A 19,655-nucleotide genomic window follows, 5' to 3' on the forward strand; every position below is an offset into this window, starting at 1 on the left:
CGATGTTTCGACACAAAGCCTCATGGCTATCCTTTAGCGCCTTCTTGTTCGACCTGTGCGCCGTCGCAGGAGCCTGGCTGGCCGCCTATCTGATCCGCTTCAACGGCTCTGTCCCAGAAGAGTTCTGGTACGGCGGCATCAAAACACTCGCCTGGGTTCTTCCCGTCTACGGTCTGATGTTCCGCGTCTTCGGTCTGTACCGCGGCATGTGGGTCTTCGCCAGCCTGCCGGACCTGATGCGCATCGCGAAGGCGGTGCTAACCGGCGCATTCGCGATGATGATGGTGGCGGTGATGGTTCAGCCGTATCCGATCATCCCGCGCTCCGTACTCGTCGTCTCCCCGCTTCTCCTGTTCCTCGCAATGGGCGGGTCACGCGCGCTCTACCGGGCTTCCAAGGAGTTCTATCTCTACGGCGGACTCGTGGGGCAGGGCAAACCGGTGATCGTGCTGGGGGCTGGCAGCGCGGGCGCAAGCCTCGCGCGCGAATTGTCGCGTTCGAGCGAATGGCGGCTGGTCGGTTTGCTGGACGACGATCCGTCCAAACAGGGCCGTGAGATTTACGGCCACAAGGTATGGGGCCCGATTAGCGATCTGCAGCACTGGTCCGCGGATATGAAGGTCGAGCACGCGATCATCGCGATTCCTTCAGCTTCGGTGGAGGCGCAGCGACGCGTGGCGACGCTCTGCGTGCGGGCCGGTGTGCGGGCCATGGTATTGCCGGCACTGACCGCGCTCACACAAGGTGAGGCATTCCTGTCGCGTGTGCGCCAGATCGACCTGGAAGACCTGCTGGGCCGCGATCCGGTAAAGATCGACATGCCGCACGTCGAGGCGCTGCTACATGGCCGTGTGGTGATGGTGACGGGCGCCGGTGGCTCGATTGGCTCGGAGCTCTGCCGCCAGATACTGCGTTTCGAACCCTCTCAGCTGATCGCATTCGATCTGTCCGAATACGCCATGTACCGCTTGGCAGAAGAGTTGCATGAGCGGTTTCCAAATCTGTCCGTGGTCCCGATGATCGGCGACGCCAAAGATTCATTGCTGCTCGATCAGGTCCTCTCGCGCTATGCGCCGCACATTCTGTTTCATGCCGCAGCCTACAAGCACGTGCCGCTGATGGAGGAGTTGAACTCCTGGCAAGCCGTGCGAAACAACGTATTGGGAACCTATCGGGTCGGGCGCGCGGCGATTCGTCACGACGTGAAGCACTTTGTGCTCATCTCGACGGACAAGGCAGTGAACCCCACGAACGTGATGGGTGCCAGCAAGCGCCTCGCCGAGATGGCTTGCCAGGCATTGCAGCAGACGAGCACGCGGACGCAGTTCGAGACGGTCCGTTTTGGCAATGTGCTGGGCAGTGCGGGAAGCGTGATTCCGAAGTTTCAACAGCAGATCGCGAAGGGCGGCCCGGTGACGGTCACGCATCCCGAGATCACCCGCTTCTTCATGACGATTCCCGAAGCTTCTCAACTCGTGCTGCAAGCGTCGAGCATGGGCCAGGGCGGCGAGATTTTCATCCTCGATATGGGTGAACCCGTGAAAATCGTCGATCTCGCGCGGGATCTGATCCGTCTGTACGGATTCAGCGAAGAGCAAATCCGTATCGTCTTCACTGGCTTGCGGCCGGGCGAAAAGCTGTATGAAGAGCTGCTGGCCGATGACGAAGCGACCACCCGCACACCGCATCCGAAACTGCGCATCGCACAGGCGCGCGAAGTGCCGGACAATCTGCTGGACGCGTTGCTTCCCTGGCTGATGCAGCACCGCGTGCTGAACGACGTTGAAGTGCGTCGCGATCTGCGGCGCTGGGTGCCGGAATATCAGCCGGGCAGCGCGCCGGCGTTGCGTAGCGTCACACCGGCAACGCGGGTTTCCTAGAGCTTGCGATTACTGCCGTCGGAGATTAAAGAAAAAGGCGCTTTTCGGCGCCTTTTTCTATTACCGCCGCCCCTTCCTCACCACCATCCACCGCGGCGATTTGAACCGCACGATACTCATATACAGCCAGACATAAGTCGCCGCAAACACCACCACAAAACACAACAGATGCAGCGTATGCCGCCAGAATAAAGTCGCCGGCACGACGGCGATCAGACAAAGCAGCCAGAGATACGGCGAGGTCAGCGAATTACGCCGCGTCAGTTCGCGTGCGGTGCGCGCGCCGACCGCCCAGCGCATCAGCCGCTTATAAACCAGCATGTGCAGATGCACACCGTCTGGGATCCCCGGCGACATCCCGCGAATAAACTTCTTCCGGTAGATCGAGAAGCAGGTCTCGAAGATCGGATACATGAAAAGCAGCACCGGATACCATGCCGACACATCGCGATTGCGCATCACCAGCATGATCGACAGCTCGGCGTGCTCTCTCGCCTGTTCCGGCGTCTGTTTCTCGAACAGCTGCGCCGTGCCTTCGACACGGGTGCGCTGCATTTTTACGGCAAGCTCGAACCGCTTGCCGACGCCCAGGCGTTCGCCGCCTTTCTCGCACCCGCGGCACAAGCCGAGTGGGTGGTCTGCGAAGCCTCCCTTCGGCGACGCCCGGCACGTACTCGACTATCTGGGCCGCTACACCCATCGCGTGGCAATCTCCAACAACCGGCTGATGCGCTTCGACGGCGACCATGTCACGTTTCGATGGAAAGACTATAAACACGGCGCCGCGCACAAGACCATGACGCTCAGAGCCGATGAATTCATCCGTCGTTTCCTGCTGCACGTCGACTCCGCCTCATCGTCGCGCGGTGCCCGGCTAACGCGTGTGGCGCGCGCTGGATCACCGCAGCGACGATTCAATGCCCATAGCACGACCGCCTGCGGAGCGGTTCAGCACAAACGGTTTTTTAGTTACCGATTGCGGTCCAACCTGTACGGACTCGCTTATACGCCTGTAGCCGCAATCGCTAACCAAAAAACCCTCTGCCATGATGAGAGTCCTGGCGGCCATCGGGGCTGCCGTTGTGAGGAGCTCGATCATGGAGGATTCCACCCGTCAAGTTTCAAGCCGTCTGCCGTTGGAGCAGGTCATTGCTGGTGCCGTAAGCGAACTGGAGAGGCTAGGCTACAGCAGAAGATCGCTGAATCGCTATTGCACGGTCTGGCGACATCTCGTTGCGTTTTGCCTCGATACGAACGTGATAGATGAGTACTGCAAAGATATCGTGGTGAAGTTTTATAGCAGGTATAGGATGCAGGATGGGGAGCGCCTCAAGGCGGGCGGCGGTTGGCAACGCCATATCGAGATGGCTCTTAAAGTGCTGGAAGACTTTGCGCGTGATCGGCATATCGAGCGCACCATCACCGACATGCAGAAGATACAGGTCCCGGCGCGCATGGTGAAGACCGTCCGCGACTACGAACAGTACTGTCGGGATCGTCTTAATCTTCGCTCAAGAACCCTTTGTGATCGGATGCGGCACGTCGCCATATTCGCGGATTTCCTTGGGTCAAGGAACATCACTTCTTTCGATCAGATGCAGTCGGCCGATATTTCTGCCTTTGTGACCTCACGACATTGTCTGGCGGCTAAAACCGTCTCCGGGATCGTTTCCCACGTGCGTGGTTTTCTGCGATTTCTTCTGCTGCGCGGAATCCTGCACCGTGATCTGAGTCATGTATTACCGGTGGTCCACGTCCCCAGTGATGCGACTGTTCCATCGGTCTGGGACCCGGAGCTCGTGATCAGGTTGCTCGAAGTCGTTGATCGCAGTTCGCCCAAAGGCAAGCGCGATTACGCGATCCTCCTGCTTGAGTGTCGCCCGAATCGCAATGTCGTCGCGTGGCGGCACTGCTGGAGGGTTTCGAGGTGCTGCGTGCCAGCGGCTTCGCTCCGCAAACGCCCTGGAACTTGCAGGGCAAGCATTTGCGTTTTCTGATTAGTCGCTGGTCTGCGCAAGAGCTGACCTCGCCCGACCTGGCTGAGAAGCTCGTGCATTGGCGCCAGTTTGTGCTTTGGATCAGAAAGCGCGCACTTCTTGCGCTGCTCAGTTCGCCTGTGCGGGCAGGTGAGTCGTGCGTTGACAACGAACACGTCCAACGCCCGGCTGTGGTTCCCTACGCGCGGCCGAATATTCCGGTGCTCACGTATGACAAGGCCATAGCGGCGCTGACGGAACAGCGTGGCAACTTGCGTAATGCCGCGCGAGCGCTGGGTACGACGACGCATGCCCTATGTCAGGCCGTCACCGAAGGCCGTCCGCGAGAGGAGCAGATTCCTGGTCTCAAGATTCTCACGTGAGCGCTTGACTTCGCATAGGCGTCGGTACGCTGGTTTCGTCAATATCAACAAAGGAGAAACCAGCATGCTGATACAACTGCTCGCGTTCGGCGCCGTCCTGTTGTGCGCGTATCTGAGCTTCAACGGTAAGCGGTCCCTCGATGATGGGGCGGCTGTGGCGGGGCCGGGCTTGCCCTTGGGACGCGGCGACGAAGGGGAGAAGCGGGTGTCGGCCGATCTGCACCGGCACCTCGCACGCCTGTGCGGCGATGACTGGTGCCTACTCGATGGCGTAATCCTGATCCACGCGCCGGGGAGTGCCTTTCCCACCGCCGAGATAGATCATCTGGTGATTACGCCGTTCGGAATCTTTGTGATCGAGACCAAGCATTGGGCTGGCGCCGTCACACGTGGCGAAAGCGACGACACGCTACTGCTGGCGACGCTTGATGGACAGCGGCTCGTGCGTACTTCGCCAATGAAGCAGAACGCGGGCAAGGTGCGGTTTCTGAGCAGATTGCTCCCGCCACGGCTGTGGATTGTCGAAGGGCTCGGCGTGTTCTCGCACGAAGCTGCGTCGGTGGACCCCGCGCTTCCGGCGGCATTGCTTGAGCGCGGCGAACTGTACCGGCATCTGAGAGTGCGCCAGCAGCAGTTCGCGCATACTGGGACAGGGCGTTTGCCAGTGCGCGCGATCGCCGACGCGATCCTGCGGCATGCAGATATGCGCCCACAAGCCCTCGTTGAACATCGGGAGCGCATCCAGGCGGGCCGCGCACGCGGCCGAGGGTGACCCGGATTGATCCGCGTTGGTTTCAGATGAGCAGTCGCGCATTGAGTCGTTGCTGATCGTACCTGAAAAAAAATGGCGAGTTTTGAATTGCTGCCTTAATCACGCCGATGGGTCGGGCGTTCACAAATTTGGAACACCCGGCGAAGATCATTGGCGTTTTTTACCGCGCAGGTTATGTGCGATCAACGTCCTCGGGTGAAGGTCACCGCTTCCCTTTCCTCACCACCATCCACCTCGGCGACCTGAAGCGCACGATGCTCACGTACAGCCACACATAAGTCGCCGCGAACACCACCACGAAGCAGAACAGGTGCAGCGTATGCCGCCAGAATAGTGTCGCCGCAACACAGTCAGCTCCTCATGCGATGCGTACTCGCTCCTCACGCTGGGGAGCGAGTACGCGGTGCAGTTTTCGCGAAAAGTCAAAAAACTTCTGGCGATATTTCGCTGCAGCAAGATCCCTAGGAGTTTGTCGGAGTTTCCGCTGAAGGTGGTCATCCGAAGGATAAGGTTGCGCGTTAGTGGAGCAACAAGTCGCCGAGAGAGCCCATAGATGAGTCGCTTCGTGCCCGTTGATCGTCAGACCGGTTATCTGTTGCCACCGTCGGTGGAGGACTGGTTGCCTGAAGACCATCTGGCGCGGTTCGTGGTGGAAGTCATCGAGCAGCTGGATCTCTCGGAGCTGAGCGGGGCGTACGCGGGACGCGGCATGGCCGCGCATCACCCCGAGGTGCTGCTGGGTTTGCTGGTGTACGGATACGCAACCGGGGTGTTCTCGAGCCGCAAGATTGAGAGAGCAACCTATGACTCGGTGGCATTCCGCTACACTGCCGCGAACACGCACCCGGACCATGACACGCTGGCCACCTTTCGCAAGCGGTTTGCGAGCCGGATAGAGAAGCTGTTTGTGCAGGTGCTGCTGGTCGCCAAGGAGATGAAGCTGGTCAAGCTGGGCCGCATTGCGCTGGACGGTACCAAGGTGAAGGCGAACGCGAGCAAGCATCGCGCGCTGTCGTACGGACATATCGGTCGGATCGAAGCGAAGTTGCGCGAAGAAGTGCAGCAGTTGATGGGGATGGCCGAGAACGCCGATCGGCAGAGTCTGCCCGATGGGATGGATGTGCCGGCGGAGCTCGCGCGACGCGAAGCGCGGCTCAAGGCGTTGGCCGACGCGAAGGCGAAGATCGAGGCGCGGGCGCAGGAGCGGTTCGAGGACGAGCAGAAGGAGTACGAAGCCAAGGTGGCGCGTCGCGAGGCGCAGCGCAAAGACGGCAAGAAGCCGCGTGGCAAGGACCCGAAGCCGCCGCAAGGCGGTGCCAGGGAACGTGACCAGATCAACCTGACGGACGAAGAGTCGCGCATCATGCCGGTGTCCAGTGGTGGCTTCGAGCAAGGCTACAACGCGCAGGCGGCGGTCGATGTGGAGACCATGTTGATCATGGGCACGACGGTGACCCAGCAGAGCAATGACAAGCGCCAGGTCGCACCGATGATCGACGTGCTGGGGACGCTACCCGAGCCATTGGGCCAGCCCGAGGTGTTGCTGGCCGACGCGGGCTACTTCAGTGCGGCCAACGTCGCCACCTGCGAGGCAGCGGACATCACCCCGCTGATCGCGATCCAGCGCGACGTCCATCATCGGCCGCTGATGGAACGCTTCGCCGATGATCCGGCACCACCAGCGAGCACCGATCCAATCGTCAGGATGACGCACCAACTCAAGACCAAGACAGGTCGAGCACTGTACGGACTGCGCAAGAACACGGTCGAGCCAGTGTTCGGCATCATCAAGCACGTGATGGGATTCCGGCAGTTCTCGCTGCGCGGGCTGTCCAACGTCACGGCGGAATGGTCGCTGGTCGCGCTCGCGTGGAACATCAAGCGGATGAGCGTATTGCGAGGCGGGTAGGACGATAAGGGGGCGCTTTGCGCGGCCTCATCGCCCGATTGCTCCGTCATATTCTTTCAAATAACTTTCATTGCGTGTTGACGACTGAGGTGAGCCCGCAAAGTGGCGCGAACCGCCGAGCCTCGAACTCAACTTCGGACTCAGGCGCTACCTCAACTCCGACAAACTCCTAGCGTATCGATTGGATACGAGCACGGAAAATTCCGCCTCAAGATAAGAAGACTATTCCGGAATTGATGCTGACCGGGCGACAAATCGTGGGAGGCAGACGCGACATGGTCACAAGATTGCGGACGTGCAACCTCGCACCAGAACATCGCAAAAATCTGGCGTGGCAACTGATTCCCCTACCGAATCGATAATGCGTCCAGCAGATTTGCGGGCCCGATGATCAGGGCCGACTGGGTAGTCTTGAGTGACATCGGAGTTTTTGTCATCACACGTCCATTGGTCGCGGGCACGTCTATCGAGGCCTGCATCCGGACAGCCGGACAGCCGGACAGCCGGAGCGCCGTGTCGTCGGAGACAGGGAAAGCGGAGACGCGGTGTCCAGCTTTTTTATCGACACCGTTGCCTACTCGTTCTGTTGGATGTGAAGACTTGTCGTGCCCGATTGCGATGGCGGAAGCGCGGGCCTCATGGGTAATGCAGTTCCGTAAAAGTAGAGAATGGTTGCAAATGACGGCTGGCCATACGGCGACGGCTTTTACATGTCACGTGCAGTGCGCGAGATGCGAATTTGCGAAATTTGCGCATTTTGGTCAGTCATTCCGATTTTCGCAAATTGGGCCGTTTTGCCAATCAAATCAAGGGGGCGCGGATCTGCGATGGATGGCGCCACATCCTTTAACGTGTTAAAAGTTGCGGCAGCTTTTATGGTTAATGTCCAAAGCTTGGAAGCGCTGAGGCCACTTTCTGTCGCCTCGCTAGATGATACAAGTGGGTGAAGTGCTTGGCTCTGTTGCTGCTACCAGGCAATGGACGAGTCACGTTGGTCGTGCAAGAGCAACCGGCGGGTGGCCCGTTCACATGCGTCGTCTCACCCTGCGACGACGTGTGTGCCGGGATCGACTTCGTGACCATACCTCGTTCTCTTCGGTTTTTTGAAAGACGATGCTTTTCAACCACCATTCAGTCGCCGCTCGTTCGGGAAGTCGCGTATCGTTGATATCTTGGCTGAGTATCGCGAAAAAGTACCGAGCGTGAAACTATGAACGAACATCGACTTTTCGGACCAAACTTGCAGCGCAGTTGCATCCTTATCGCGGCTTTCTATGAAAGGGGACTCGCTCGGGGCGACTGGACGACACAAGCGGGCGCTGTAGACACACTGGGCGTCAGTCCGGCAGAACTGTCGTTAGCGCTTAAAATGGATGAGCTGCCAGCCACGGTGATCGACTTGTTCAAGGCGCCTGCTGAAATAACACCGTATTCGGTGCGGGTTATTCGCGATGTTATTGCGCGAGACGGTCTTGAGACAGTGCTTCAGCGAATCGGACAGCATGTTGCCGATGGCAGCAAGCTTTCTATGAGGGCGGTGCTTGCGACTGTAAAAGGACAAGTATCTGCGTCAAAACGCGCGTTGCGGCGGTACCACAACATTGAAAAAAAAATCCTGGAAGAGACTGAGGATTCGCCGAGAAACATCGCCGATCGGTATCACCTCGGTGTTACCAAAGGACACTGGACCAGTTACAGCGGGTGTGCCCGCGCGCTCAACATTTCTCGAAAGAAGATACGCGATGCCACGCACATCAGCGCGCTTTGGCTCAGCCTGCCAAATCTTTTCCATGAGGCTGAACTGACGTTTGCGGTCGGACGGAAACTTCTTGCGCTTGACAAAGATTGTGGCAGGCAAGTGCTACTGCAGCGCGCAAGGATCATACATTCACGAATGAGGGGCATAGAGACCACGTCCGAAACTATCCTCCGGGAGTTTAATGACGAAAACGTCCGCCCATCTGACCTTTCTTGTGTGCGCATCAGGCGGGGAAGGGGAACAAAACGACTCATTATCGAGTGCGACCATCCGGACTTCCTCTTCCAATACCGTCGGGAATTGGAGTTCGCAATTCGCAGTGCTCTGAAAAAAATTACTGTTAGCTCCGAGCAGATCGAGTTCAATCGTCTATTGAGCAATCATTCATACTTCAAGACCGCGTTTCCTCGGTTTTCCGTTACCTGACAAGCTGCGCGCGGCGCATAGCCTAGGCAGCGGGCATCAGGGCATCCAGCCTTTGAGAGGCCACCGCGCATCAACACCGTCCGGATATTGGGTGACCTCGTCCCGACGGTGCGTCAGCGCTCCCCCGCAATGCAGGATGATCGTCGAGATTTTCTCGCTCAGGCGTTGTATTCGGAGGCATGACATCTCTTTGATGCTCTGCTTCTGAACACTGCTGGTCGCAATCCTCCCGCCGATTCTCCCCAAACCCGCCTTCTTCGCGGGCATCACATTCCTGCCCTCCGTTGGACTTAAGTTTGAGTTCCTGCGCGGCACAGCCGTTGCCTTGGTGCCAGGTAACTCGACCAATGGCTACCAGGCTCCAGATCTCCTTTTGTTGCGCCGTTACCTTGACTTCCAACTGCACAAGGCAAGCTCAAGGTATCGAAAACTGCAGCTAACGAAAGGAGAACAGATGGAAAAGGTTAAGGCGCTGCTTCCTTCAGCGGGCGAGGAGGCATTCAATATTGCTGCGTGCCCCGAGGGTCTAACCATGGATTCTAGGCGGCTGGATTGTGATCGCGCCGGATGGATGTCGCAGCGACGTCGGCTATGTTCTCCATTAGCAAAACATGTTGCATCGGTGCTAAAGGCGATGACCGACAGTGCGTTCGTTGTACGCCGTGGAGTTGTGTTGGAGCACGCGCCGGGCACACGCAGTCCCGTAACATGGATAGATTGTCTTGCTGTCTCCGCGTTCGGAACGTTTGCCATCGACCGATACGACTGGATGGGCACGGTAAAGAGCTCAATGAATGCTGACGAGCTTCTTTTGCATGAAAAGCTTGGCGTTGTTTCCGTGCAGACATCTCCATTACGCAGGGCAAAGCCCGCGCTGCGACACCTGCGCGTGACACTAGGCGCATACAATTGCCCCGTTGAAAGCATTGCCGTATTTTCTGCCTCGCACTGTGTGCTTGATCCCGCGTTGCCGGAAACCATCCTGCAAGAGGCTGAGCTGTACCATTTCATGCGAACTCGGTTAAAGCGCTATCGCGAAAACCATTCCCAATATCTCGATTCCGACAGAATCTCCGCGCATTTGCAATCGCGTTGTGCGGATTGGGGAAAAAGCTGAAGTTGCCAATTGTCGCTTAGCAGATGGCGGGGAACGAGGGGGCTGGAAGTCCCAGTCGATGCGGCACGGACGTTTCGGGCACTCATGTGAAACCAGCAAAATCCGTGTGGCCGCTAGACTCCGGGCCGGGTGAGACGGCTGATGACGGTTCGGCCGCCGTAACACGAGCACGCGGTGAGCGACACCTGCTATTTCGTTGGACGAGGAAAGACCCCCTCTTTTCCTTAGCTTTCTGCGTGGAACGTGGTGCGTAGGGGCGCTATAGTCACCTTACACACCGCGTTTTCAACGCATCGACTGGAACGAATCGTACGATTCACGGAAGGCCTTTTCTCTTGCCATCAGCGTCTGATGCTGATCTGGACTCGGAAACCGGCTTGGGATCGTCGAGATTGTCACTTCTTTTTTCACCACCGGAAGGTGGCATCATCTTCTGGATAAACGCTTTTTTCGGATCATTCATCGTCATCGGGCGATTGGCTTTACGAAGAAATCCATCAATCATTTAATAGTGGAGTAGCCATGAAATTAATAGGTGTTGTAGTGTCCTATGAAGATGGGACTGTACTTGCTGATCGTGCTTTACTGAGCCCCGAATCAGCGCAGGTGACGTTACCGCCACGTTTAACCTCGCTAATAGAGATCCTTGATCAATTCGACCGAAGAAAATCATTCATTGCTGAATATGGTAGCGTTCAATTCGCGGTAAAGCACGATTCTGGACGCGGGTATTTCATCGATTTCAATGCCGCTGTTCGTCGCGAGACGCTTTTTACCGTCAAGCGCCTCTTTTCTCAGTCCGCTGATCAGAGAAAACTTAACGGGCGATTTGCACATATGCTTAGCGCCTTTGCTTTAATTGGAGCCTGTCTTGAAGTTGCAACCACTCCCGCTCTGAGCGGGAAGTCCCTTGTTGAACCTGTCGCACTTTGCATTTTGTCGATAGCACTTCTCGTTGTTGGGCATCGCTGCTTTGCTATTCAAAGCTTATGAACTTGTGCGCCGCAGTTGGTCGATACCGCGGCGCCGCAGCCGTGCAGATGGAAGGCAGCGGTGTCAGACCAATCAATGGTCGCGATGCCGCGCCTTCCTCAGAGGCATTGCGGCGATCCTGCCGCATAGTGAGCCTCATTGCGATGCGCCAGAGTCTTGTGCGCCATCTTAGGATGGCCGCCAATTATCCGTTGCGGCGAGCTGACGTCGTCTCGCACGGGAGAAATGCCATTGGGCAAAGCGCAAGGTATACCCAAGAGAGAGAAGTATCGTCTGGGCCAGTCGGCGACTTGGCCAATACTCATTACCTGTCCGTGCAAAGTTCTGTCACGCGGTTTTGAAATCCGACGTGACAGCGACCGGTTGCGTGACAATTCCGCATAATTAATTACCGGCGGTTTTCCCAACGCCCGCACGCTGCCAGCGCCTTCACGACGGCGAACAAGCCTAGTCTTTTCTCAGGGATCTCAGCGGGGCATCCGTCAAATGAACCTCGCGTTCATTCATCTTCAGATGTTGATGAATCATGCGAGCGCCCGCCAGTACGACGTCATTTCCAAGACGGTGCAGCAGAGGTGTCTCGATGTTTTTGCCAGACGCCTGGCACCTCGCGTCAACTTAATTTGGCGTCGTATCGCTTTGTGGGCATTCAGCCCCCTTCCAAGACCTTTCCACTCGAGGGCCTATCCGGTAACGGATCCCACAGCTCAACGCATCATCCGGCCCTTCCCATTATCTCGAAATCCTTGCAAACGCGTGTGGGTAACCCCGGCCCAGTCCGCTTTTTCAGACATCCAACGGTGTCCAGATGTGTCACGAGCCATTCGTGACCGGAGGCGTGTTCGCGTATCCCGCGCGCGAACATGGGTTGAGACGCGGGCCGGACTCTGGAGTTAGCCGATGAGCATGATGTCAAAAGCCATACACGAATCAGCGGTAAGCAGCAAAAAGGCGGGCGGTAGCTTTGCAACACAACAGAACAGGCGGTTTGATACGACAGGTCTTTTGCGGTTTGCCAGACAGGTCGGCGAGTTACATTCATCGATCAGCGAGATTCCCGCATGGGTAGTTCATGCATACGCCCAATACTGCGCAGCGCAGGGCAAAGCGGCAGGCACGCTGGCAAATATATTCGCGGCTATTCGAGTCACCTCGCGCTATGCCGGTCGGAACATTGATGACATCTGCAGCAATAGGGAACTTCAACTGGTTCGGCGAGTAAGGAAAGGAGCAAAGCGGGCCATGAGTCCGACGGAAATTGACGAGTTGCTCGTGCGGGCAAAGAGGATAGACCATGGGCTAACCCACATGATTTCGCTCGCGCTTCATCTGGGCCTGCGACGCAAAGAGGCGTTGATGTGTTCGCCTGATCTAGCGATGTGGCTTGATGCACTCGAGCGCGGCGATTCCACGCTTTCGCTTATGCGCGGTTCGAAAAACGCAAGACCCCGACACGTACGAGTCATCGAAGGCGAGCGAGCGCAGACAATTGAATCGATACGCTCTGCACTCGCTTACTGTCGCGAACATAACTTGGAATTGATCACGGGCAATGGCAAAACTCTCAAATCGGCAATGAATCGTCTGAAGGCACTGCTGCGGCGTGCCGGAGTCACCGGTCCTACAAGCTTCCATTCTCTTCGCTATACCTATGCGCTCAGGAGTGCGCTGGAGCTGCTGGACGCCGGAGTACCCCCGTATGATGTTCTAGTCCAACTAAGCGAATCGCTCGGCCACGGTCCAACACGCGCCCAGATGATCCTTGGACACTACTGCCAGCCTATCAGGGACAAATTTGAAGGTCATATATCGCTGCACAACGTCGAAGATGATCACCGCCACCCACCGGCCGAATTGCCGCGAGCAGCAGCCCGTCAAGTGGCAAAGCGTCGACATAGCGCGCTAAGTGGCTATCCGATTGGCCGCGCTGGCCCCGCAGACGATGAGGTAGCACTGCACGGCCGCACTTCAGTCGAGAAGCGTCTTTTTAAATCCTAAGGTATTTCTATGTCAGATTCTCTATTCATTCATCAAGTGAGAAATTGCGCCGATAAAATCGGACTCAACGACACGATGCGCATTATCACGATTACCGTTTGGCTTGCAATTGAACACTTTACTTCTCAATATTCGGGCACTCCGAATCAGTTAGAAGACCTGAGTGTAGCTGCGGTTGCGCGCTTCATCGAAACTCGTTCAGAGGGGAATCTGGATGTGGAATCGCTACTGTTGGAGATCACCTGCGTCAGGTTGATTTTGCTCGAGTCAGGTTTCTCGCACAACGAGTTGACGCAGCTTAGCGTTCGCGTGAAACGGGAACGGCTTGTCAATGACAAAAGCGGTAAATACCGGTTTGCTAAAAGACTTTATGCCTGATTTTAGTAGGTGACGAAGCCTCGGGCCGAGGTCGCGTTGAGCCCCTCGGCGGTGCAAGTGATGGTGAAGATGCAAGATCCAGGCTGTTGGTCCCACGACTGCGAGCGTGTCCGCTTCGTCTGCCATGGATGAGTGATACGCAGCAAGCCAGACCGCTAAGTCGATGTCGTGTCTCCGCTGGTTTCGCAACCCGCCTTTTCCCCTTCGTCGATGGCGCGCGCAGTCGTGATAAACCCCTGAAAAAGCCGGCGCGTTGCGCCGCATTGATCTTTGACCGGTTAAAAAGGAAAACAGGTATGCATGTTGTCTATGATTATCGATACGTTATTGCCTGCAGCAGTCTGCCTGGCGAATTCAAGCGCGAATTTCGTAAGCTTGCCAGGGGCAAAGTCAACTGGAAGTATGATCGGAGAACTGGTGCCAATTATCCAGTGTCGCCCGAAACACAATGTTATCGCGTGGCGGAACTCCTGGATGGCTTTGAGGCGTTGCGCGCCGGTGGCTTCGCTCTGCAAACGCCGTGGAACTTCCAGGGCAAGCATTTAAGCTACCTCATTGCTTGGTGGAGGGCGCAGGAATCAACCTGGTACGATCAGACCAAACTTGTACATTGGCGCCAGTTTCTACTTTGGATCAGAAAGCGCACACTCCTTGCGCTGCTCAATTCGACTGTGCGAGCAGAGGCGTCGTGCGGCCACAAAACACCCGCTCCGGTCGCCGTTGTGCCAGCTCGCGGCGGCGCGGCTATCCCCGTGCTCGCATATGACAAGGTTCTGTCGGCGTTGACGGAGCATCGCGGCAATCTGCGAAAGGCGGCGCGTGCGCTTGGTACGACGACGCGTGCCGTGTCTCAGGCCTTCACCGAAGATTCTCCATCGGAAAAACAGCTTCCTTCTGGCATTCGGATTCTCACGTGATCCTTGACTTTGCAGAGGACTGCATACGCTGGCTTCACCGATATCAACACAGGAGAAACCAGTATGCTATTACAACTAATCGCGCTCGGCGCCTTGTTGCTGTGGGCGTATCTGAGCTGCAACAGTAAGTGCTTTTTGAATTACGAAGCCCCCATGGCAGGGACGTGTCCGCTTACGGCGCCCGGCGAGGAAGGAGAGAGGCGGATTTCAGGCGATCTGCACAGGCATCTCGCACGCTTATGCGGCGATGACTGGTTGGTGTTCGATAGTCTCATTCCTATTCACGCGCCGGGGAGTGCCTTTCCGACCGCCGAAATAGATCATCTAGTGATCACGCCGTTCGGAATATTCGTTATCGAAACAAAGCATTGGGCTGGCGCGGTCACACGTGATGAAAGCGCCGATATGCTGATGCTCGCGGCGATTGACGGACAGCGGCTCGCGCGCACATCGCCGATGAAGCAGAATGCGGCAAAGGTGCGGTTCCTCAGAGGGTTGCTACCGCCGCGGCTATGGATCGTCGAAGGTCTCGGCGTCTTCTCGCACGAAGCAGGAACGGTGGGTCCAACACTTCCCGCGGCATTGCTTGAGCGTGGCGAACTTTACAGGCATCTGAGGATATGCCAGCAGCGATTTGCACATACTGGAACCGGGCGCTTGCCTGTGCGCACGGTCGCCGACGCGATTCTGCGGCATGCAGACATGCGACCACAGGCCCTCGTAGAACACCGGCAACGCATTCAGGAAGGCCGCACGCGTGGTCAAGGGTGATACGAATTCTCTGTCCTGATCTGAGTTCGGGGCCGCTTCGAAGTGCTGTTGCTGCCAGCTAACCAGGATGGCGACTCTGAAGTCACGCCCCGATCACGGCGAAGGTGAGCCTTCGGAGTGCGGGTAAGTATGGTGGGGCGGTTTCTGTCGGGCGTGCTACCTGCGATCACCGCCTCGCTTTCTCACCACCATCAATCTCGGCGACTTGAAGCGCACGATGCTCACGTACAGCCACACATAAGTCGCCGCGAACACCACCACGAAGCAGAACAGGTGCAGCGTATGCCGCCAGAACAGCGTCGCCGGCACGACTGCGATCAGGCACAGCAGCCACAGGTACGGCGAAGTCAGCGAATTGCGCCGCGTCAGTTCGCGCGCAGTGCGCGCGCCGACCGCCCAGCGCATCAGCCGCTTGTACACCAGCATATGCAGATGCACGCCGTCGGGAATGCCCGGTGACATCCCGCGAATGAACTTCTTCCGATAGATCGAGAAGCAGGTCTCGAAGATCGGATACATGAAGAGCAGCACCGGATACCACGCCGACACATCGCGATTGCGCATCACCAGCATGATCGACAGTTCGGCGAGCATGAAGCCGATGAAATACGCGCCGCCGTCGCCGAGAAAAATCAGCCCGGCCGGAAAATTCCAGATGAAGAAGCCGAGCACCGCGCCCATCATCATGAACGATGCCGACAGCACGGTCAGATCGGACACCTGAAACGCCACGTAAGCGAGCGACGCGAACATCATGAACGCGACCATCGACGCGAGGCCGTTGAAGCCGTCGATGATATTGATCGCGTTGGCGAGCGCCGCGACGGCCAGCACGGTGACCACGCACGAAATCACCGCATACGAGAGCAGAAAATCGAGCGGCGGCACGCTGATGCGCGTGACTGCGATATTCAGCATAAAGTAAGCAAGGGCCGTCGCGACGATCGTGCAGATCAGACGCACGATCGGTGATACCTCGCTGCCGTCGAGAACACCTCGCGGTGCGCGCGAGTGCCGAGGTGGCGAGCGCGAGCAGCAAACCGACGAGACGGCGCGTCACGCAGCGCGCGAGCGAAACTGCCCGGGAAACGCCGAGCTGTCGTGCCGCACAGAGCACAAGGCGGACATCTTGCACAATGCTGCGGCAAGCATGGAAGATCTGTCGGCCAAAGGGAAGCAGAATACCGACATCGCGAAGCCCATTCAAGCGTTCCGCGCAAGGAGCGCTCAATTGCGTAGCGCGCGGCAGCGACCTCATGACGCCCGTCGCGGAAAGGATGAGCGGGCTTACCGATTATTCGCTGAAGGTTAGCGAAGTCGCTTGCGTCATCGCGAATATAGCGCTCCAGACCAGTACACGTGCCTTGAATGCAGTCGTGGAAGCGGCGCGTGCGGGCGAGTAAAAACGGGACGTCAAGAGCGTCTGCTGCAGCGCGCTCGCCGACATGATGCGGCGGATGGTAAACGTCGATCTGGAAGACAACGGGGCACAATGTCTGCGCATTTTGGCGGCGCGGCAAAGTCTGATCGTCGTCGGCTCATATGCAGCGCCAGCAGGCTAGGCTACTGGTCGTCATTGAACCGGGATCGATACCGCATTGCTGTTGGGTCACTGGCGATGCCAAACGCCGTTCATGCTACGAACGTTTGATTGGCTCACGCTCGACTTGGTCGATCGCAGACAGTCACGCAATTGAGCCGGCTACACATGGCGAAACCGACGGCACGCTGATGCTCGCGACGGTTGAGTATTTGGCTGCCGCCAGATTTCAGCGGCAGCTTCGTCGTCACTGACTACAACGATTACTGGCCCGTGTAGCCAACGGGAACGGTCGAATTGTTCTTCGCGACCGTCGCGTTGTTCGACACGATGTACTGCGGCACTTCCGTCAGCGTCAGCGACACCTGGCCATTCGAGTACGGAACCGTCGAGGTATTGCCATAGCCATCGATCTTCGTCACGTTACCCGACGTACCCGGATTGTCGACCTGCAGCGAATAGCCCGTCGAATACGTCTGGCTGTACGTGCCATTGCTCGTCGGCCACTGGCTGTTGCTGTGCGCCCATGCGGCCGTCACGACCTTGCCATCGCCGAGCTGCTGGAAGGCATACACGAACATCCCCCCCGGCGTGCCCTTGACACGGCCCAGCGTGTTCGTGCCGTCGAGCACGCGGGTCATCGTTGCGAAGGCCATCGCTTCAGGCTTCGGCGACAGATTCGACGCACCGAATGCGCCTTGCGCGTCGCTCAGATCGAAGAACGAACCGTAGCCCACTTCGCCCGAATAGTCGGGACCGAAGAACAGCGTCGTCATCTGCGCGCCACCGCCCAGCACGATGATGTGCGAGCGTACGCCAACGGCAGCATGTGCGAACAGCTGGTTCTGCGACGGAGTCGTCGGACCGTAGTTGATGCCCGGGTCGTAGCTCGTGCCTGCTTCCGTGAAGAACAGCTTCATGTTCGGCTTGCCGGCCTGCATCACCGAGCGCAACTGCGTCATCTGGTTGTCGAGCGCGTTGGCCTGGTTCGCCGGATCGGGATCCGAGTCCTGCAGTTCAGGCGGATGCGCCGGAAAGGTACCCGCATTCCAGTAGCCATGTGTCGAGACTGCATCGATGTAATTCCACAGGCCCAACGCACCAAACTTCTGCAGATAGCCGGTTGTACAGGTGCCGCAATTGGCCGCGAACGGATTGCCCGTGCCCATCACGACGGCATTCGGGTCGGTCGAGTGAATGCCCTGGTAAGCCGCCTTGTACATGGCGACGAAGTTCGCGTCGCTATCGGCCCAGCCGAGGCTCGGCTCCCACGTCACCTGATAGTAGTTCTTTTGCTGGTTCGGATAGTTCGCCGCGCGGATCAGGCTCGTATCGGTACCGACCTTCGCCATGAAGCTCTGGAACTCAGCCATGTTCGACGGTGCATAGTAGCTGTCGTTGAACTGGCCCGTCTTCGAGTCCCAGGCAGGCAGGCCGTCAAGACGCACAATGCGCATCTGATCAGGATTGGCCTTGTAGAACGGATCGAGGTCGTTCACGTTCGGCGTGTACGAGTTGGGACCGTTGGGCTCCATCGTCGACTGCTGACGGTCGTCGATCGTCCACGAGATGCCGAGTGCGTGCAGCGCGGCGATATTGCCGTTGAAGCCTTGCATGCCGAAGCGGTGTTGATCCTGATGCGCGTAGTTCACGGTGCCGAGTACGGGCGCGAGGTTCGGCAGCACGCCGAACGTCGCAATGCCCGTCGGACGCGTGCCGCTGTGCGGCAGCGTGCCGCCGTTCGCGCGCAGCGTGGCCGTGAGCGCGCCGTAGCCCGACCACATCGACGTACAGGAGATCGTGTTGGTCTGCACGCCGGCGTTCACGGGAAAACTACCCTGCGTCTTGATCGCGCCATTCGAATCGGCAATCGACCACACGACGGTATCCGCGTTCGGCGAGTTCGTCGTGATCGAGAGCTTGAACGGCGTGTTGTTCTGGAATACGCGCAGGCCGTCGGAAGTCGGCGTATCGGCCGTGATCAGGCCATTCGGCGTGCCGCCCGCCTGTTGCGTTGCCGTGCCGCACGAGAGCGTCGAGCTGCCCGACGGCGACGGCGTTGTTTGAGCCTGCGCGTGTTCCACACCAAACGATGCCAACACGGTTGCCGATGCAACCCCTAGTAGTTTCCAATATCTCATCATTGTCCCGTATATTTCGCTGAAAGCAGTTTCCCCGAAGTCCAGCAAGGTCGATCGGGGTCATTTCCCGCCTTGGCGTTATCAAATAGAAGGAGAAGTGCACCGGAGGACGCACCGCCTGTGTCCCTTTCCTGAGCCGCTTGGATCGGTTGCATCTCCCCGCATTCGCACGAGGGCGCAAAACGCCCAGGCTCGCAAACCTTCGGTATATATTACGTACTGCTTACTGCTTTGCCGAATCAGATGCGCTCGAAGAATCATTCCTCGCAACGAGCAGCGCTCGCCTACGCACCTCTTGCGTGAACTACAGCCGACATGTCGGCACGTGCCATCGATCCGCCCTACGCGCGACGAAACACGCATCAACGGGGTGATGGCAGCTCAGACGACCCGGTGTAGGACGCGAGTCGGATGACGCTCACGGCGGCCGTCGTCTACTGCGTGCATCGCGGCTGGCAAGCGCATAGGAGTACTGACGGAGCAGGCAAACCTTCTTCGATTTCCTTTGGCGACACGACGCCGTCTTCGAACCTTAACGGTTCGAAGACGCGGCAACGCAATCCTGCAACTGAACAGCCAAGATCCGTGCGTCGGGTTTCCGCGGTAAAGAAATCGACGCAGGAATTGACAACAACCAGACATCTCGATTCCGCTCATTCGCCACCTTTTCGCGGCGAAACTATGTCTGGCTACAG

15 protein-coding genes and 4 pseudogenes are annotated in these 19,655 nt (G+C 57.8%); 14 read left to right on the forward strand and 5 right to left on the reverse strand.

The window, feature by feature from the left end; genetic code table 11:
* The first annotated feature begins 2 nt into the window (after positions 1-2).
* The gene (locus tag SB772_RS14700) at positions 3-1,880 is read left to right on the forward strand and encodes a polysaccharide biosynthesis protein (RefSeq protein WP_410833960.1); all 1,878 of its coding nucleotides are present in this window, start codon (positions 3-5) and stop codon (positions 1,878-1,880) included.
* A 60-nt stretch (positions 1,881-1,940) separates the two neighbouring features.
* Here SB772_RS14700 and SB772_RS14705 read toward each other — a convergent pair.
* Positions 1,941-2,363, reverse strand: a pseudogene (locus SB772_RS14705) (glycosyl transferase); the annotation flags it as partial.
* On the opposite strand from SB772_RS14705, the pseudogene SB772_RS14710 reads away from it, so the two are divergent.
* The 4 genes and pseudogenes from SB772_RS14710 to SB772_RS14725 form a co-directional block, all read left to right on the forward strand.
* Positions 2,364-2,724, forward strand: a pseudogene (locus SB772_RS14710) (transposase); the annotation flags it as partial.
* Positions 2,725-2,977: 253 nt separating this feature from the next.
* The gene (locus SB772_RS14715) at positions 2,978-3,877 is read left to right on the forward strand and encodes a tyrosine-type recombinase/integrase (protein ID WP_410833961.1); all 900 of its coding nucleotides are present in this window, start codon (positions 2,978-2,980) and stop codon (positions 3,875-3,877) included.
* On the forward strand, positions 3,850-4,239 hold the full coding sequence (locus SB772_RS14720; protein WP_410833962.1) for a hypothetical protein: 390 nt from the start codon (positions 3,850-3,852) through the stop codon (positions 4,237-4,239). The genes SB772_RS14715 and SB772_RS14720 overlap by 28 nt, the downstream gene beginning before the upstream one ends.
* A 64-nt stretch (positions 4,240-4,303) precedes the next feature.
* The gene (locus SB772_RS14725; protein WP_410833963.1) at positions 4,304-5,011 is read left to right on the forward strand and encodes a nuclease-related domain-containing protein; all 708 of its coding nucleotides are present in this window, start codon (positions 4,304-4,306) and stop codon (positions 5,009-5,011) included.
* A 202-nt stretch (positions 5,012-5,213) separates the two neighbouring features.
* Here the strand turns inward: SB772_RS14725 and SB772_RS14730 are convergent.
* Positions 5,214-5,357 (reverse strand): annotated as a pseudogene (locus tag SB772_RS14730) (glycosyl transferase); the annotation flags it as partial.
* 207 nt (positions 5,358-5,564) lie between these two features.
* Between SB772_RS14730 and SB772_RS14735 the strand changes: the two are divergent.
* The 3 genes from SB772_RS14735 to SB772_RS14745 all read left to right on the forward strand — a co-directional run bounded on the left by SB772_RS14735 (position 5,565) and on the right by SB772_RS14745 (position 10,222).
* Positions 5,565-6,920, forward strand: a complete 1,356-nt coding sequence (locus SB772_RS14735; protein ID WP_410833964.1) for an IS1182 family transposase — start codon at positions 5,565-5,567, stop codon at positions 6,918-6,920.
* 1,210 nt (positions 6,921-8,130) lie between these two features.
* Positions 8,131-9,105: a hypothetical protein gene (locus tag SB772_RS14740; RefSeq protein ID WP_410833965.1), complete on the forward strand. Its 975-nt coding sequence runs from the start codon at positions 8,131-8,133 to the stop codon at positions 9,103-9,105.
* A 454-nt stretch (positions 9,106-9,559) separates the two neighbouring features.
* Complete coding sequence (locus SB772_RS14745; RefSeq protein ID WP_410833966.1) at positions 9,560-10,222, forward strand: NERD domain-containing protein; 663 nt, start codon at positions 9,560-9,562, stop codon at positions 10,220-10,222.
* Between the two features lie 316 nt (positions 10,223-10,538).
* Here the strand turns inward: SB772_RS14745 and SB772_RS14750 are convergent, their stop codons facing one another.
* Positions 10,539-10,727, reverse strand: coding sequence for a hypothetical protein (locus tag SB772_RS14750; RefSeq protein ID WP_410833967.1), 189 nt, complete (start codon positions 10,725-10,727; stop codon positions 10,539-10,541).
* A gap of 17 nt (positions 10,728-10,744) precedes the next feature.
* On the opposite strand from SB772_RS14750, the gene SB772_RS14755 reads away from it, so the two are divergent.
* The 5 genes from SB772_RS14755 to SB772_RS14775 all read left to right on the forward strand — a co-directional run bounded on the left by SB772_RS14755 (position 10,745) and on the right by SB772_RS14775 (position 15,279).
* Positions 10,745-11,215, forward strand: a complete 471-nt coding sequence (locus SB772_RS14755) for a hypothetical protein (protein WP_410833968.1) — start codon at positions 10,745-10,747, stop codon at positions 11,213-11,215.
* Between the two features lie 900 nt (positions 11,216-12,115).
* Positions 12,116-13,213, forward strand: coding sequence for an integrase domain-containing protein (locus SB772_RS14760; protein ID WP_410833969.1), 1,098 nt, complete (start codon positions 12,116-12,118; stop codon positions 13,211-13,213).
* Positions 13,214-13,222: 9 nt separating this feature from the next.
* The gene (locus tag SB772_RS14765) at positions 13,223-13,591 is read left to right on the forward strand and encodes a hypothetical protein (protein WP_410833970.1); all 369 of its coding nucleotides are present in this window, start codon (positions 13,223-13,225) and stop codon (positions 13,589-13,591) included.
* A gap of 296 nt (positions 13,592-13,887) precedes the next feature.
* Positions 13,888-14,508, forward strand: coding sequence for a hypothetical protein (locus SB772_RS14770; protein WP_410833971.1), 621 nt, complete (start codon positions 13,888-13,890; stop codon positions 14,506-14,508).
* A gap of 3 nt (positions 14,509-14,511) precedes the next feature.
* On the forward strand, positions 14,512-15,279 hold the full coding sequence (locus tag SB772_RS14775; protein WP_410833972.1) for a nuclease-related domain-containing protein: 768 nt from the start codon (positions 14,512-14,514) through the stop codon (positions 15,277-15,279).
* Positions 15,280-15,435: 156 nt separating this feature from the next.
* Here the strand turns inward: SB772_RS14775 and SB772_RS14780 are convergent.
* Positions 15,436-16,254 (reverse strand): annotated as a pseudogene (locus SB772_RS14780) (MraY family glycosyltransferase); the annotation flags it as partial.
* A 161-nt stretch (positions 16,255-16,415) separates the two neighbouring features.
* Here SB772_RS14780 and SB772_RS14785 point away from each other — a divergent pair.
* Positions 16,416-16,682 (forward strand): methyl-accepting chemotaxis protein, encoded by a 267-nt coding sequence (locus SB772_RS14785; RefSeq protein ID WP_410833973.1) that lies wholly within the window; start codon positions 16,416-16,418, stop codon positions 16,680-16,682.
* Positions 16,683-17,082: 400 nt separating this feature from the next.
* Here the strand turns inward: SB772_RS14785 and SB772_RS14790 are convergent, their stop codons facing one another.
* On the reverse strand, positions 17,083-18,921 hold the full coding sequence (locus SB772_RS14790; protein ID WP_410833974.1) for a hypothetical protein: 1,839 nt from the start codon (positions 18,919-18,921) through the stop codon (positions 17,083-17,085).
* Positions 18,922-19,655: the final 734 nt, after the last annotated feature.

It is taken from the genome of Paraburkholderia sp. SIMBA_030 (assembly GCF_046535245.1).
GTDB lineage: Bacteria > Pseudomonadota > Gammaproteobacteria > Burkholderiales > Burkholderiaceae > Paraburkholderia.

Excerpts from the sequence above, each read along its gene's own strand:
- SB772_RS14740 (WP_410833965.1), top strand. The coding sequence starts at position 8,131 with ATGAACGAACATCGACTTTTCGGACCAAACTTGCAGCGCAGTTGCATC.
- SB772_RS14770 (WP_410833971.1), top strand. The coding sequence starts at position 13,888 with ATGCATGTTGTCTATGATTATCGATACGTTATTGCCTGCAGCAGTCTG.
- SB772_RS14750 (WP_410833967.1), bottom strand. The coding sequence starts at position 10,727 with ATGATTGATGGATTTCTTCGTAAAGCCAATCGCCCGATGACGATGAAT.
- SB772_RS14735 (WP_410833964.1), top strand. The coding sequence starts at position 5,565 with ATGAGTCGCTTCGTGCCCGTTGATCGTCAGACCGGTTATCTGTTGCCA.
- SB772_RS14785 (WP_410833973.1), top strand. The coding sequence starts at position 16,416 with ATGCTGCGGCAAGCATGGAAGATCTGTCGGCCAAAGGGAAGCAGAATA.
- SB772_RS14725 (WP_410833963.1), top strand. The coding sequence starts at position 4,304 with ATGCTGATACAACTGCTCGCGTTCGGCGCCGTCCTGTTGTGCGCGTAT.
- SB772_RS14760 (WP_410833969.1), top strand. The coding sequence starts at position 12,116 with ATGAGCATGATGTCAAAAGCCATACACGAATCAGCGGTAAGCAGCAAA.
- SB772_RS14700 (WP_410833960.1), top strand. The coding sequence starts at position 3 with ATGTTTCGACACAAAGCCTCATGGCTATCCTTTAGCGCCTTCTTGTTC.
- SB772_RS14745 (WP_410833966.1), top strand. The coding sequence starts at position 9,560 with ATGGAAAAGGTTAAGGCGCTGCTTCCTTCAGCGGGCGAGGAGGCATTC.
- SB772_RS14715 (WP_410833961.1), top strand. The coding sequence starts at position 2,978 with ATGGAGGATTCCACCCGTCAAGTTTCAAGCCGTCTGCCGTTGGAGCAG.
- SB772_RS14765 (WP_410833970.1), top strand. The coding sequence starts at position 13,223 with ATGTCAGATTCTCTATTCATTCATCAAGTGAGAAATTGCGCCGATAAA.
- SB772_RS14755 (WP_410833968.1), top strand. The coding sequence starts at position 10,745 with ATGAAATTAATAGGTGTTGTAGTGTCCTATGAAGATGGGACTGTACTT.